Annotated in this window: 12 protein-coding genes; 2 read left to right on the top strand and 10 right to left on the bottom strand. The window is 60.4% G+C overall.

The annotated features are described in order from the left end of the window. Positions 1–2: 2 nt before the first annotated feature. The 10 genes from LOY35_RS05900 to rpsB form a co-directional block, all read right to left on the bottom strand. Entirely contained in the window at positions 3–506 is a 504-nt protein-coding gene (locus LOY35_RS05900) for an OmpH family outer membrane protein (RefSeq protein ID WP_024779019.1), read from the bottom strand. A gap of 45 nt (positions 507–551) precedes the next feature. Next, the gene (bamA, locus tag LOY35_RS05895) at positions 552–2,927 is read right to left on the bottom strand and encodes an outer membrane protein assembly factor BamA (RefSeq protein ID WP_258631363.1); all 2,376 of its coding nucleotides are present in this window, start codon (positions 2,925–2,927) and stop codon (positions 552–554) included. Positions 2,928–3,001: 74 nt separating this feature from the next. Then, positions 3,002–4,354 carry a sigma E protease regulator RseP gene (gene rseP, locus LOY35_RS05890; protein ID WP_258631361.1) on the bottom strand — a complete coding sequence of 451 codons (1,353 nt, stop codon included), beginning with the start codon at positions 4,352–4,354 and terminating at the stop codon, positions 3,002–3,004. 52 nt (positions 4,355–4,406) lie between these two features. After that, complete coding sequence (gene ispC / locus LOY35_RS05885) at positions 4,407–5,597, bottom strand: 1-deoxy-D-xylulose-5-phosphate reductoisomerase (protein ID WP_258631360.1); 1,191 nt, start codon at positions 5,595–5,597, stop codon at positions 4,407–4,409. After that, a complete protein-coding gene (locus tag LOY35_RS05880; RefSeq protein ID WP_258631358.1) occupies positions 5,594–6,400 on the bottom strand; it encodes a phosphatidate cytidylyltransferase in 807 nt (268 codons plus the stop codon). Before LOY35_RS05880 ends, ispC begins: the two co-directional genes overlap by 4 nt. Next, positions 6,400–7,155 (bottom strand): polyprenyl diphosphate synthase, encoded by a 756-nt coding sequence (gene uppS, locus LOY35_RS05875; RefSeq protein ID WP_258631356.1) that lies wholly within the window; start codon positions 7,153–7,155, stop codon positions 6,400–6,402. Before uppS ends, LOY35_RS05880 begins: the two co-directional genes overlap by 1 nt. A 13-nt stretch (positions 7,156–7,168) precedes the next feature. After that, a complete protein-coding gene (gene frr, locus LOY35_RS05870) occupies positions 7,169–7,726 on the bottom strand; it encodes a ribosome recycling factor (RefSeq protein WP_139647352.1) in 558 nt (185 codons plus the stop codon). Beyond that, on the bottom strand, positions 7,723–8,466 hold the full coding sequence (gene pyrH, locus LOY35_RS05865; protein WP_024779012.1) for a UMP kinase: 744 nt from the start codon (positions 8,464–8,466) through the stop codon (positions 7,723–7,725). Before pyrH ends, frr begins: the two co-directional genes overlap by 4 nt. Before the next feature lie 259 nt (positions 8,467–8,725). Continuing rightward, positions 8,726–9,592, bottom strand: a complete 867-nt coding sequence (tsf, locus tag LOY35_RS05860) for a translation elongation factor Ts (protein ID WP_258631353.1) — start codon at positions 9,590–9,592, stop codon at positions 8,726–8,728. A 193-nt stretch (positions 9,593–9,785) separates the two neighbouring features. Next, entirely contained in the window at positions 9,786–10,523 is a 738-nt protein-coding gene (gene rpsB / locus LOY35_RS05855) for a 30S ribosomal protein S2 (protein ID WP_033034560.1), read from the bottom strand. A gap of 432 nt (positions 10,524–10,955) precedes the next feature. On the opposite strand from rpsB, the gene map reads away from it, so the two are divergent. After that, positions 10,956–11,738, top strand: coding sequence for a type I methionyl aminopeptidase (map, locus tag LOY35_RS05850; protein WP_258631351.1), 783 nt, complete (start codon positions 10,956–10,958; stop codon positions 11,736–11,738). A 44-nt stretch (positions 11,739–11,782) separates the two neighbouring features. Beyond that, positions 11,783–14,485: a [protein-PII] uridylyltransferase gene (locus LOY35_RS05845; protein ID WP_258631349.1), complete on the top strand. Its 2,703-nt coding sequence runs from the start codon at positions 11,783–11,785 to the stop codon at positions 14,483–14,485. The last annotated feature ends 14 nt before the right edge of the window (positions 14,486–14,499 follow it).

Genomic DNA, 14,499 nt, shown 5'->3' with positions numbered 1-14,499 from the left:
GATTACTTCAGCTGATTCATGCGCTCGATGACCTGGCGCGTGATGTCGTACTGAGGCTTGACATCGATCACTGCGCCACGCTCGAACACCAGGTCAAAACCACCTTTCTTGATGACTTCTTCCACGGCGCTGTCGAGCTTCGGCTTGAGCTGCTTGAGCATTTCACGGTCGGCAACGGCTTTCGCTTCGTTCAGCTCCTTGGACTGGAACTGGAAGTCACGGGCCTTTTGCTTGAATTCAAGCTCCAGACGCTCGCGCTCGCCCTGGGCCATCTTGTCGCCACCGGCGACCAGGCGATCCTGGATGCCTTTGGCACTGCTTTCCAGGCTCTTGAGCTTGGTCAGTTGCGGGCCGAATTTTTTCTCCGCGTCCACGGCGTATTTCTTCGCCGCGTCGGATTCCAGCAAGGCCATCTGATAGTTCAGTACGGCGATCTTCATGTCGGCAAAAGCCGGACCTGCGACCAGTACGGTCGCCAGGAGAACCAATTGAGTCAACTTACGCACGATGTACTCCTACAAAATCCATTGTCGTTATCTTGGGTCAGACGCTTAGAACGTCTGGCCGAGGGAGAATTGGAACACTTGGGTTTCAGCGTCATCCGGTTTCTTGATCGGCATCGCCAATGCGAAGCTCAAAGGACCGAGTGCGGTCACCCACGTCACGCCTACACCAACGGAACTGGCCATGTTGCTGAGGCTGATGTCATTGCACTGAGTGTTGGACTTGGTGCCGTTAGAGTTGGTGGTGTCGCTGCACTTGGAGTCGAAGACGTTACCCACGTCCCAGAAGACCGAGGTCCGCAGCGAACGTTGGTCCTTGACGAACGGCATCGGGAACAGAACCTCGAGACCACCCTGGATGAGTACGTTGCCACCGAATGGCAGGGGATCCTGGTCCGGGTCGCGGATGGTACCCGGGTTGGTGCCCCGGCTCGGAGTACTGCGTGGTCCCAGGGTACTGTCCTTGAAACCACGGACCGAGTTGAAACCACCTGCGTAGTAGTTCTCGTAGAACGGCAAGCCGTCGGTCGAACCGTAGCCATCACCATAGCCCAGTTCGGTATGCAGGCGCATGGTGTAGTTGTCAGTCAGCGGCTGGAACAGCTGGCCGCGATAATCGAGTTTGAAGAACGACAGGTCACTGCCAGGGGTCGTCGTTTCCAGGACAAGGCTCTGGGAATGACCACGCGTCGCCAGCACGCCCTTGTTCAGGGTCGATTCGGACCAGCCGGCGGACGCCTTGAAGTTCAGGTAGCTGTCGCCTTCCTTGTTAACGAAATCGAAGATCTCGTCGACGGTGTATTTACCGGTGTTGATCTTGTCCTGCTGGGCAGTCAGACCGAACGTCAGGCGCGAGGTCTCGCTGATCGGATAGCCGATGTTGGCGCCGACACCGTAGCTGTCCACCGCATAGCTGGAGATATCGGAGTCGAGCTCGTCATAGTCGGTGGTGCGATAGAAGGCGTTGTAGCCCAGGCTCACACCGTCGGCAGTCCAGTAGGGGTCCACGAAACCGAAGTTGTAGCGGGTCTGGTATTCGCTACGGGTCAGGCCGACGCTGACCTTGTTACCGGTACCCAGGAAGTTGTTCTGGGTGATCGAACCACCGAGGATCAGGCCGGCGCTCTGGGCAAAACCGACACTGGCGGTGATCGAGCCGGAAGCCTGCTCTTCGACGCTGTAGTTCACATCGACCTGGTCATCGACGCCCGGTACCGCCGGGGTCTCGACGTTGACTTCCTTGAAGAAGCCCAGGCGCTCCAGACGGGTCTTGGACTGGTCGATCAGGTAGGTCGAAGCCCAGCCACCTTCCATCTGACGCATTTCACGACGCAGCACCTCGTCCTCGGACTTGGTGTTGCCACGGAAGTTGATGCGGTTGACATAGGCACGCTTGCCCGGGTCCACGGCGAAGGTGATGTCGACGGTATGGTCTTCATCGTGTGGCTGCGGCACGCCGTTGACGTTGGCGAAGGTATAGCCTTCGTTACCCAGGCGACGGGTGATCAGCTCGGACGTGGTGGTCATCAGCTTGCGCGAGAACACCTGGCCTTTCTGTACCAGCAGCAGCGACTTGACCTGGTCTTCAGGCACCTTCAGGTCACCGCTGAGCTTGACGTCGCGAACCGTGTACTTCTCGCCTTCGTTGACGTTGACGGTGATGTAGACGTGCTTCTTGTCCGGGGTAATGGACACCTGGGTCGAAGCGATGTCCATGTTGATGTAGCCGCGATCCAGGTAGTAGGAACGCAGGCGCTCCAGGTCACCGGAGAGTTTTTCACGGGCGTACTTGTCATCGTTCTTGAAGAACGACAGCCAGTTGGTGGTCTTGAGTTCGAACAGGTCGATCAGGTCTTCATCGGGGAAAACCGTGTTGCCCACCACGTTGATGTGCTGGATGGCCGCCACGGTGCCTTCGTTGATGTTGACCTTGAGGCCGACACGGTTGCGCGGCTGCGGCACCACTTCGGTGTCGACGGTGGCCGAATAGCGACCCTGGGCGACGTACTGGCGCTGCAGCTCGTTACGCACGCCTTCGAGGGTTGCGCGCTGGAAGATCTCGCCTTCGGCCAGGCCGGACTGCTTGAGGCCTTTCATCAGGTCTTCGGTGGAGATCGCCTTGTTGCCCTCGATCTCGATGCTGGCGACTGACGGCCGCTCGACGACCGTGATGACCAGGACGTTACCGTCACGGCCCAGCTGGATATCCTGAAAGAAACCGGTCTTGAACAGCGCACGAGTGGACTCCACCAGGCGCCGATCATCCGCCTGCTCGCCGACGTTCAACGGCAAGGCACCAAAGACGCTACCCGCGGAAACCCGCTGGAGGCCGTTGACACGAATATCAGAGATAGTGAAGGACTCGGCGTGAACTTCGGCGATCATCAACACGGTAAACACCGCGGTTAGCAGCAGACGTTTCATGAAGTCCTTTCTTATTCCAACTGGCAATAAACAAACTGCCGCAAAATGCGGCAGATTCGCAATTCAGCGACGCGTTACAGACGACCCAGATCGTTGACCAAGGCAAGCAACATCACCCCGACCACCAAGCTGATACCGATCTGTATCCCCCAACCTTGAACCCGATCCGACAAGGGACGACCACGCGCCCACTCGATCAGATAGAACAGCAGATGCCCCCCATCCAGTACCGGAATGGGCAGCAAATTCAGAACCCCCAGGCTAATGCTCAGATAAGCAAGGAAATTCAGGAAATCAGCAACGCCCGACTGGGCAGAAGCGCCCGCCACTTTAGCAATGGTTATCGGTCCACTCAAGTTTTTTACCGAGAGCTCGCCGAACAACATTTTCTTCAGTGAGTCGAGGGTCAGGACACTCATGGTCCAGGTACGACGCGCACCCTCGCCAATCGCCGCAACCGGGCCGAAGCTGACCTCGCGGATCATCTCCGGCGGCCAGTCGACAGCCTTGACGCCCGCCCCCAGGTAACCTGCCGGCGTCTTGCTCTCGCCGCGGGCGGCCAGGCTCACCGGGACGTCGATTGAAGCACCGTCGCGCTCGACGCGCAGCACAATTTTGGTATCAGGACGTACACGAACCGCGTCGACCACCTGCTGCCAGTCATTGACCGATTGACCATCAAGGGCCAACAGTCGATCACCGATCTTGAGCCCGGCAGCCTGGGCCGGCCCCTTCGGATCGAGCTCGGCCAGCACCGGCGCCAGCGCCGGACGCCAGGGGCGGATGCCCAGGGAACGGATCGGATCCGGCTCGTCGGCCCCCTTGAGCCAATTATCCAGCGCCAGCTCCCGCGGAGAATCCGTTGTCGAGCCCTGCTCGCGCACCATCAATTGCAACGAGCCGCTTTCGCCCAGGCGACGCACGAGTTGCAGATTGACGGCAGCCCAGCCGGAAGTCGGCTCGCCGTCGATGGCAACGATTTCCTGACCTGCGCTCAGCCCGGCCCGGGCCGCAACGCTGCCGGCCTCCACCGCGCCAATGACGGGACGCACCTGCTCGCTTCCCAATATGGCCAGCGCCCAGAAGAACACCATGGCCAGCAGGAAATTGGCGATCGGCCCCGCCGCCACGATGGCGATACGCTGCCGGACAGTCTTGCGATTGAAGGATTGATCGAGCTGATCGGCAGGCACTTCGCCTTCACGCTCGTCGAGCATCTTCACGTAACCGCCCAGCGGTATGGCGGCCACGACGAATTCGGTGCCCTTCTTGTCATGCCAGCGCAGCAGGGGCATGCCGAAGCCGACGGAAAAACGCAGGACCTTCACGCCACAGCGACGGGCGACCCAGAAATGACCGAATTCGTGAAAAGTGACCAGCACACCCAATGCCACCAGGGTGCCGACAATCATATAGAGCGCGCTCATCTGTTTTCTCCGCAATCCTGTCCAGGGCAGCCCCGGCTAACGTACCGCAGCCTCAACGCCCGTGGCGCCTCAACCACTGACCCGCCAGCTCGCGGGCCCGGGCATCCACGGTGAACACCGCTTCGAGATCATCGAGGGAAACCACGGCCTCGAGATTCAAGACTTCCTCGATGATACTCGCGATCTCGAGGTAACGGACACGTCCATCAAGAAACGCGGCCACCGCCACCTCATTGGCGGCGTTCAACATGGCCGGGGCACTGTTGCCCGCCTCGGCCGCTTGCCGCGCCAGGCGCAGGCAAGGGAAGCGTTGCTCATCGGGGGCCTGGAAATCCAGGCGGGCGACGGCAAACAGGTCCAGCGGCGCCACACCCGAATCGATTCGATCCGGCCAGGCCAGCGCGCTGGCGATGGGCGTGCGCATGTCCGGGTTGCCCAATTGGGCCAGCACTGAACCGTCAACATAGTCCACCAGCGAGTGAATCACGCTCTGCGGATGAATCACCACCTCGACCTGGGACGGCCTGGCATCGAAAAGCCAGCAAGCCTCGATCAGCTCAAGGCCCTTGTTCATCATGCTGGCCGAATCCACGGAAATCTTGCGCCCCATGGACCAGTTCGGATGAGCACAGGCCTGCTCGGGTGAAACATGCTCCAATTCTGTCAGCGGTGTCTGTCGGAACGGACCGCCGGAGGCTGTCAGCAAGATCCGCCGGACACCCACCGCACCCAGGCCACGAGAGAAATCCCGCGGCATACATTGAAAAATCGCATTGTGCTCACTGTCGATCGGCAGCAGCACCGAACCACTTTTGCCCACAGCCTGCATGAACAACGCGCCGGACATGACCAGCGCTTCCTTGTTGGCCAACAGGATCTTCTTGCCGGCCTCCACCGCAGCCAGCGTCGGGCGCAGCCCCGCAGCACCGACAATCGCCGCCATCACCGCATCGACCTCGGGATCGGAGGCCACTTCGCACAGGCCCTCCTCGCCTACCAGCACGCGGGTCGACAGGCCAGCCGCATGCAGGTCATCCTGCAGCGCCCGTGCCACGCCGGCCTCGGGCACCACGGCAAACCGCGGGGTGTGACGAATGCACAACGCCAGCAGCTCGCTCAGGCGCGTGAAGCCACTGAGAGCGAACACCTGGTAGCGCTCCGGGTGCCGGCCGATGACGTCCAGCGTACTCAGGCCGATCGAACCGGTAGCCCCCAGGACAGTGATCTGCTGGGGGCGGCTCACGACGCCGCCATCCACAGCAGCACAGCGAAGATCGGGACAGCAGCGGTCAGACTGTCGATACGATCCAGCACGCCGCCGTGGCCAGGCAGCAGGTTGCTGCTGTCCTTGATCCCGGACTGGCGCTTGAACATGCTTTCGGTCAGGTCACCGACCACCGAGACGAAGACAATCAGGGCGGCGCCAAACAGACCTATCAGCAGCTGTCCGGCCGTCCATTCCCGCATGACCCCGACGATCGTCGTGATCACCAGGCTCAGCGCCAGGCCACCGTAGACCCCTTCCCAGCTCTTGCCGGGGCTGACTTTAGGCGCGAGCTTGCGCTTGCCGAATGCCTTGCCGGAGAAGTAGGCCCCGACGTCGGCCCCCCAGACCAGCACCATCACAGCCATGATCTGCCAGTTACCCAGCGCGCCTTGCTTGATCCAGATGAGCCCTTGCCAGGCCGGCAGCAGGATCAACAGGCCGATCATCAGTTTGGTCGCGGCATTGGCCCAATGATGGGTCGTGCGGGGGTAGGTCAACACCAGGAAGGTTGCCGCTGCCCACCAAAGCACCGAGGCGCCCAACACCCAAGGCGCAATACCGGGCACCACATACATGACGAACAGCATGGCCGCCACGACGGCGGCGTAGGTCACACGGGCCGACTGCGCGGCAAAGCCGGCCAGCCGCGCCCACTCCCACGCCCCCAGTGTCACGACCAGCCCGATGAACAGGGCGAAGCCCGCACCGTCAAGCAGGAAGAACCCGCACAGGGCGATGGGCAATAGGATCAGCGCAGTGATGATTCGTTGTTTGAGCATTAAACCCGGGCTCCAGCTTCGATCTGCTCGCTCGTTTTACCGAAACGACGCTGACGGGAAGCGAAATCAGCCAGCGCAACGCGCATGGCTTCGTGTTTGAAGTCCGGCCAGAACAGGTCGGAGAAGTACAGCTCGGCGTAAGCCAGCTGCCAAAGGAGAAAATTACTGATGCGATGTTCACCACCGGTGCGGATGCACAGGTCCGGCAAGGGCAGGTCGCCCGTGGCCAGACAGGTCTGCAGCAGTTCAGGCGTGATGTCTTCCGGCCGCAAGTGCCCGGCCTGGACTTCCCGCGCCAGCCGCTGGGCTGCCTGGGCAATGTCCCACTGACCGCCGTAGTTGGCGGCGATCTGCAGGACAAACCGGTCGGCGCCGGCCGTCGCGGACTCGGCCTCGCGCATCGCAGCCTGCAGTTCCGGATGAAAACGCGAGCGATCACCGATGATGCGCAGGCTGATGCTGTTCTCGTTGAGGCGCTTGGCCTCACGACGCAAGGCCTTGAGAAACAACTCCATCAAGGCGCTGACTTCGTCGGCCGGACGCTGCCAGTTTTCGCTGGAGAACGCGAACAGGGTCAGCACCTCGACGCCAGCCTCGGCGCACACTTCGATGACCGCGCGAACCGCATCGACCCCCGCCTTATGCCCGGCGACACCGGGCATGAAGCGCTTCTTGGCCCAGCGGTTATTGCCGTCCATGATGATCGCTACGTGGCGCGGCACCGCGAACGACGCGGCCTGCTTGGTCTTATCCATGAAAACGAGACCCTTATACGGCCATCAGATCCGCTTCTTTTTGCTTGGTGGCCGCATCAATATCAGCCTCTGCCTTGTCGGTCAGCTTCTGGATATCGGCCGCCGCGCGACGCTCTTCGTCTTCGCTGATTTCCTTGTCCTTGACCAGCTTCTTCAGCTCGCCCAGGGCATCGCGGCGGATGTTGCGCACGGCAACCCGAGCATCCTCGGCCGCGCTGCGCGCCTGCTTGGTAAAGCCTTTGCGGGTTTCTTCGGTCAGGGCAGGCATGGAGATCAGCAACAACTCGCCCAGGTTGGTCGGGTTGAGGTTCAGGCCGGCGCTCTGGATCGCCTTGTCGACTGCCGCGAGCATGTTGCGCTCAAAGGCCACGACTTGCAGGGTCCGCGAATCCTTCACGGTGATGTTGGCAACGCCGCTGATAGGCGTGTCGGTGCCATAGTAAGGAACCATCACGCTACCCAGGATGCTCGGGTGCGCCTTGCCGGTACGAATCTGGCCAAACGCGTGACTCAGGGACTCCAGGGACTTCTGCATACGCGCTTGGGCGTCTTTCTTGATTTCGTTGATCATTGTTGAACTTCCTCGATCAGGGTTCCTTCGGCGCCGCCGTGTACGATATTCAACAGGGCACCGGGCTTGTTCATGTTGAAGACGCGCAGCGGCATCTTGTGGTCGCGGCACAGACAGATGGCCGTCAGGTCCATGACCCCCAGCTTGCGATCCAGCACTTCATCGTAGGTCAGATGATCGAACTTCTCGGCATGCGGGTCCTTGAACGGGTCGGCGGTGTAGACACCATCGACCTTGGTTGCCTTGAGCACGACATCGGCATCGATTTCGATCGCTCGCAGGCACGCCGCCGAATCCGTGGTGAAGAACGGATTACCGGTACCAGCGGCAAAAATCACCACTTCCTTGGCGTTGAGGTGGCGCATGGCTTTGCGGCGATCATAGTGATCGGTCACGCCAACCATGGAAATGGCCGACATCACGATGGCCGAGATATTGGCACGCTCCAAGGCGTCGCGCATAGCCAGGGCGTTCATCACAGTGGCCAGCATGCCCATGTGGTCGCCCGTGACCCGATCCATGCCGGCCGCGCTCAGCGCTGCACCACGGAACAGGTTGCCGCCGCCGATGACCAGGCCGACCTGAACGCCGATCCCGACCAACTGACCCACTTCGAGGGCCATGCGGTCCAGCACTTTCGGATCGATCCCGAACTCTTCCGAGCCCATCAGGGCCTCGCCGCTAAGCTTGAGTAGAATGCGTTTATAGCGAGCCTGATAACCACTGCCCTGCTGAGCCATTGCGAATCTCTCCTGCGGCGTATTTACGAAAATTCTTGGCAGACTGTTTGCAGCCTGCATTCACTCCAGGCTTTGAACGAAAAGTGCCGCTCGACGACTTTTCGTTCAAAGCCTAGCTTGACGCTGACACAGCGCCATCGGAACACGGCTTTGTAAGCCAGTTCCGACAGGAAACCAATAAAAATCGGCATCCTCATCCGAAAAGAGGCTGCGCGCGTGAGCGGGCAGCCTCTTCTGGGCGACAGTTGTAAAACCTGTCTTATTGCTTGCTGGCAGCAGCTACCTGGGCGGCAACTTCTTCAGCGAAGTTGTCGACCGGCTTCTCGATGCCATCGCCTACTTTGAAGTAGGTGAAGGAAACGATTTCAGCACCGGCTTTCTTCGCCAGCTCACCGACCTTGACTTCAGGGTTCTTGACGAACGCCTGCTCGACCAGGCTGGCTTCGGCCAGGAACTTGGAGATACGACCGGCCACCATCTTCTCGGCGATGTCGGCAGGCTTGCCCTTGAGCTTCTCTTCGTTCAGTTGCAGGAAAACGCCTTTTTCGCGCTCGATCGCTTCAGCCGAAACGTCCGAAGGCAGCAGGAACTCAGGGTTGGTCGCTGCAACGTGCATGGCGATGTCTTTCGCCAGCTCGGTGTCGCCGCCCTTGAGGACAACAGCCACGCCGATCTTGTTGCCGTGCAGGTAAGTACCGACCACGTCACCTTCAACGCGAACCAGACGACGGATGTTGACGTTCTCGCCGGTCTTGCCAACCAGTACCAGACGCGCTTGTTCCTGAGCTTCGATCAGCGGAGCTGCGTCGGTCAGTTTGTCAGCGAAGGCCTTGTCGACGCTGGCAGCGACGAATGCCTTGAAGTCGTCCTGCAGAGCCAGGAAGTCGGTCTGGGAGTTCACTTCCAGCAGAACGGCGGCCTTGCCGTCGTCCTTGATGGCGATGGCGCCTTCAGCGGCAACGTTGCCAGCCTTCTTGGCAGCCTTGATGGCGCCCGAAGCGCGCATGTCATCAATGGCTTTCTCGATGTCGCCGCCAGCCTTGGTCAAGGCTTTCTTGCAGTCCATCATGCCTTCGCCGGTACGCTCGCGCAGTTCTTTGACCAACGCTGCAGTAATCTCTGCCATTTCAAAATCCTCTTGGATAGGTTTTCAACCATTCCACCCGATCGAACGGGCGATCAATTCTTCCTGAAAACCAATGTTTATGGACCGCGACAGATAACAAACAGGCACCTGCGCTGGCGACAAATGGTTTTCGAGGTGGCAAAAAGGGGGCCAAGCCCCCTTTTTGCTTACTGAGTCAACGCCAGGGCGTCAATTACTCAGCGGCTGCTGCCGGAGCTTCTTCAGCGAAGACTTCGGTGCCGCCTTGAACGTTGTTGCGACCACGGATAACAGCGTCAGCCATCGAACCCATGTACAGCTGGATGGCGCGGATGGCGTCATCGTTGCCTGGGATGATGTAGTCAACGCCTTCCGGGCTGCTGTTGGTATCGACAACGCCGATGACCGGAATACCCAGCTTGTTGGCTTCGGTGATCGCGATGCGCTCGTGGTCAACGTCGATCACGAACAGTGCGTCAGGCAGACCGCCCATGTCCTTGATACCGCCCAGGGAGCGGTCCAGCTTCTCAAGATCGCGAGTGCGCATCAGCGCTTCTTTCTTGGTCAGCTTGGCGAAAGTGCCGTCTTCGGACTGGACTTCAAGATCACGCAGACGCTTGATGGAAGCGCGGATGGTCTTGAAGTTGGTCAGCATGCCGCCCAACCAGCGGTGATCGACGTACGGCGAACCGCAACGTGCTGCTTCTTCAGCAACGATCTTGCCAGCGGAACGCTTGGTGCCGACGAACAGAATCTTGTTTTTGCCCTGGGCCAGGCGCTCTACGAAGGTCAGTGCTTCGTTGAACATCGGCAGGGTTTTTTCAAGGTTGATGATGTGGATCTTGTTACGCGCGCCGAAAATGTACTTGCCCATTTTCGGGTTCCAGTAACGGGTCTGGTGACCGAAGTGCACACCGGCCTTCAGCATATCGCGCATGTTGACTTGGGACATGATAGTTCCTTGATAAGTCGGGTTTGGCCTCCACGTATCCCAATGACCAACCAGCGGCTATAGAAGCCGAAGGCACCCAGGTCATCGTGTCGACACGTGTGTGGATTTAAGCTCACGGGGTCATCCCCGGAAAGCGGCGCATTTTATACCACAGCAAGGGCGAAAACGGAACCCGGATTCTGAAAACCCCGTATTGAGGGGATTGCGGGAGCAAGGCTTGCCCGCGATGAAGCCTATGCGGCCCTTCAGAAATCGAGTCGCCTGGATCGCGAGCAAGCTTTACTCCCACCTGCTTCCTCTCGCCACTGAGTTCGGGCTGGGGAGTTCTTTGTACTGTTCGTCTGTTAGAATCGCCTCTCTCAGGGCCGTGCTGGTCATCATCCGCCGCCCATTTCGTGTCGAACAGCGCCGCCGGGCGCAAAGAGAGCCTGTATGACCGTCACCCTCAAGACACCCGAGGACATCGCAAAAATGCGCGTCGCCGGCAAACTTGCCGCCGAAGTGCTGGAAATGATCGCCGATTACGTCAAGCCGGGCGTGACCACCGAGGAGCTGGACCGCATCTGCCATGACTTCATCGTCAACGAGCAGAAAGCCATTCCGGCACCGCTCAACTACAAGGGCTTCCCGAAGTCGATCTGTACCTCGATCAACCACGTGGTCTGCCACGGCATTCCCAACGAGAAGCCGTTGAAGGATGGCGACACGCTGAACATCGACGTTACCGTGATCAAGGATGGCTATCACGGCGACACCAGCCGCATGTTCCACGTCGGCAACGTGCCGGAGTGGGCCCAGCGCCTGTCGAAAGTCACCCAGGAGTGCATGTACATGGCCATTGAACTGGTAAAGCCAGGTTGCCGCCTGGGAGACATCGGCGAAGTGATCCAGAAGCACGCGCAGAAGAACGGCTTTTCGGTGGTGCGTGAATTCTGCGGCCACGGCATTGGCAAGGTCTTCCACGAAGAACCGCAGATCCTGCACTACGGCCGTGCCGGCACCGGCATGGAGCTCCAGGCGGGCATGACTTTCACCATCGAGCCGATGATCAACCAGGGGCGCGCCGACACCAAGGTCCTGGGCGACGGCTGGACCGCCATTACCAAGGACCGCAAGCTGTCGGCCCAATGGGAGCACACCCTGCTGGTGACCGAGACCGGGTACGAAATCTTCACCCTGCGCAGCGACGACACCATCCCTCGCGTTTCCGCCTGAGCCAGATACCGCGCACAGCTATAGATAGAAAGGAAAGCCATTCGATGCCGCAGGTGGATCCCGAACTCTTCGACCGTGGCCAGTTCCAGGCTGAACTGGCCCTGAAGGCAAGTCCCATCTCGGCCTTCAAGAAGGCGATCCGCCAGGCCCACGAAGTACTCGACCAGCGCTTTCGCGATGGCCGGGATATCCGCCGGCTGATCGAGGACCGCGCCTGGTTCGTCGACAACATCCTGCAGAAGGCCTGGGAGCAGTTCGACTGGAGCCTGGATGCCGACATCGCCCTGGTGGCGGTGGGTGGCTACGGGCGTGGGGAACTGCACCCCTACTCCGACATCGACCTGCTGATCCTGCTGGACAGCGCCGATCACGAGATCTTTCGCGATTCCATCGAGCGTTTCCTGACGCTGCTGTGGGACATCGGCCTGGAAGTCGGCCAGAGCGTGCGCTCGGTGCAGGAGTGCGCCGATGAGGCCCGCGCCGACCTGACGGTGGTGACCAACCTGATGGAAAGTCGCACCATCGCCGGCCCCGAGCAGCTGCGCCAGCGCATGCTCGAAGTGACCAGCACCGCGCACATGTGGCCGAGCAAGGATTTCTTCCTGGCCAAGCGCGCCGAGCAGAAAGCCCGCCACCACAAATACAACGATACCGAATACAACCTGGAACCCAACGTCAAAGGCTCGCCCGGCGGGCTGCGGGACATCCAGACGATCCTCTGGGTCGCCCGCCGCCAGTACGGCACGCTGAACCTGCGCAACCTGGCCGGCGAAGGCTTCCTGGTGGAGAGCGAAAACGCCTTGCTGGCTTCATCACAGGAGTTCCTGTGGAAGGTCCGCTACGCCCTGCACATGCTCGCCGGGCGTTCCGAAGACCGCTTGCTGTTCGACCACCAGCGCTCCATCGCGGGCCTGCTGGGCTTCGAAGGCCAGGATGCCAAGCAGGCCATTGAAAACTTCATGCAGCAGTACTACCGAGTGGTGATGAGCATCGCCCAGCTCAGCGAACTGATCATCCAGCATTTCGAGGAAGTCATCCTCGCACCGGAAGACACCGCGCCGCCGCAGCCGATCAACTCCCGGTTCCAGCTGCATGACGGGTACATCGAAGCACGCAATGCCAACGTGTTCCGTCGCACTCCCTTCGCCATGCTCGAAATCTTCGTGCTGATGGCCCAGCAGCCGGAAATCAAGGGAGTACGCGCCGATACCATTCGCCTGCTGCGGGAAAACCGTCACCTGATCGACGACGACTTCCGCCATGACATCCGCAACACCAGCCTGTTCATCGAGCTGTTCAAGTGCAAGATCGGCGTGCACCGCAACCTGCGACGCATGAATCGCTACGGGATCCTGGGGCGCTACCTGCCGGAGTTCGGCTTTATCGTCGGGCAGATGCAGCATGACCTGTTCCACATCTATACCGTCGATGCCCACACCCTGAACCTGATCAAGCATCTGCGTAAGCTGCAGTACACCCAGGTCTCGGAGAAATTCCCGCTGGCCAGCAAGCTCATGGGCAAGCTGCCCAAGCCTGAACTGATTTATATGGCCGGTCTGTACCACGACATTGGCAAGGGTCGCCAGGGCGACCACTCGGAAGTCGGCGCGGTGGATGCCGAAGCGTTTTGCCAGCGGCACCAGTTGCCCGTCTGGGACAGCCGTCTGATCGTCTGGCTGGTGCAGAATCACCTGGTGATGTCGACCACCGCCCAGCGCAAGGACCTGTCCGATCCGCAGGTGATCCACGACTTCGCTCAGATCGTCGTTGATGAAACGCGCCTGGACTACCTCTACGTGCTGACCGTGGCCGACATCAACGCCACCAACCCGACCCTGTGGAACTCCTGGCGCGCCAGCCTGTTGCGCCAGCTGTACACCGAGACCAAGCGGGCCCTGCGCCGTGGCCTGGAAAACCCGGTGGACCGCGAAGAGCAGATCCGTCGCACCCAAAGCGCGGCCCTGGATATCCTGGTGCGCGGTGGTACCGACCCGGACGACGTCGAGCAGCTCTGGTCGCAACTGGGCGACGATTACTTCCTGCGCCACACCGCCGGCGACGTGGCCTGGCACAGCGACGCGATCCTGCAGCAGCCGGCCGATGGCGGGCCGTTGGTGTTGATCAAGGAAACCACGCAGCGCGAGTTCGAAGGCGGCACGCAGATCTTCATCTACGCGCCGGACCAACACGATTTCTTTGCCGTGACCGTGGCCGCGATGGACCAGCTCAACCTCAACATCCACGATGCGCGGATCATCACGTCCAGCAGCCAGTTCACCCTCGACACCTATATCGTGCTCGACACCGACGGCGATTCGATTGGCGACAACCCGACGCGGGTCAAGCAGATTCGCGACGGCCTCACCAGTGCCCTGCGCAACCCGGCGGACTACCCGACCATCATCCAGCGGCGGGTGCCACGCCAGCTCAAGCACTTCGCGTTCGCCCCGCAGGTGACGATCCACAACGATGCCCAGCGCCAGATCACGGTGCTGGAGCTCAGCGCCCCGGACCGTCCCGGCCTGCTGGCGCGGATCGGCCATATTTTCCTGGAGTTCGACTTATCGTTGCAGAACGCCAAGATCGCCACCCTTGGCGAGCGGGTGGAAGACGTCTTCTTCATCACCGACGCCTATAACCAGCCGCTGTCCGATCCTCTGCTGTGCAGTCGCCTGCAGGACGCGATCGTCCAGCATTTGAGCGTCAACCAGGAACCCGATGCCAACCTGACACGCATCAACATCTGAACCAATATATGTCC

Origin of the sequence: Pseudomonas sp. B21-028, assembly GCF_024749045.1 — a bacterium.
GTDB lineage: Bacteria > Pseudomonadota > Gammaproteobacteria > Pseudomonadales > Pseudomonadaceae > Aquipseudomonas.
Note: the sequence above shows the minus strand (reverse complement) of the source record. Positions and strands in the feature narration are given on the sequence as shown.

What these genes read in the sequence shown, in the direction of transcription:
- rpsB (WP_033034560.1), bottom strand. Translation starts at nt 10,523, where the DNA reads ATGTCCCAAGTCAACATGCGCGATATGCTGAAGGCCGGTGTGCACTTC.
- map (WP_258631351.1), top strand. Translation starts at nt 10,956, where the DNA reads ATGACCGTCACCCTCAAGACACCCGAGGACATCGCAAAAATGCGCGTC.
- tsf (WP_258631353.1), bottom strand. Translation starts at nt 9,592, where the DNA reads ATGGCAGAGATTACTGCAGCGTTGGTCAAAGAACTGCGCGAGCGTACC.
- rseP (WP_258631361.1), bottom strand. Translation starts at nt 4,354, where the DNA reads ATGAGCGCGCTCTATATGATTGTCGGCACCCTGGTGGCATTGGGTGTG.
- LOY35_RS05880 (WP_258631358.1), bottom strand. Translation starts at nt 6,400, where the DNA reads ATGCTCAAACAACGAATCATCACTGCGCTGATCCTATTGCCCATCGCC.
- LOY35_RS05845 (WP_258631349.1), top strand. Translation starts at nt 11,783, where the DNA reads ATGCCGCAGGTGGATCCCGAACTCTTCGACCGTGGCCAGTTCCAGGCT.
- bamA (WP_258631363.1), bottom strand. Translation starts at nt 2,927, where the DNA reads ATGAAACGTCTGCTGCTAACCGCGGTGTTTACCGTGTTGATGATCGCC.
- uppS (WP_258631356.1), bottom strand. Translation starts at nt 7,155, where the DNA reads ATGGATAAGACCAAGCAGGCCGCGTCGTTCGCGGTGCCGCGCCACGTA.
- pyrH (WP_024779012.1), bottom strand. Translation starts at nt 8,466, where the DNA reads ATGGCTCAGCAGGGCAGTGGTTATCAGGCTCGCTATAAACGCATTCTA.
- frr (WP_139647352.1), bottom strand. Translation starts at nt 7,726, where the DNA reads ATGATCAACGAAATCAAGAAAGACGCCCAAGCGCGTATGCAGAAGTCC.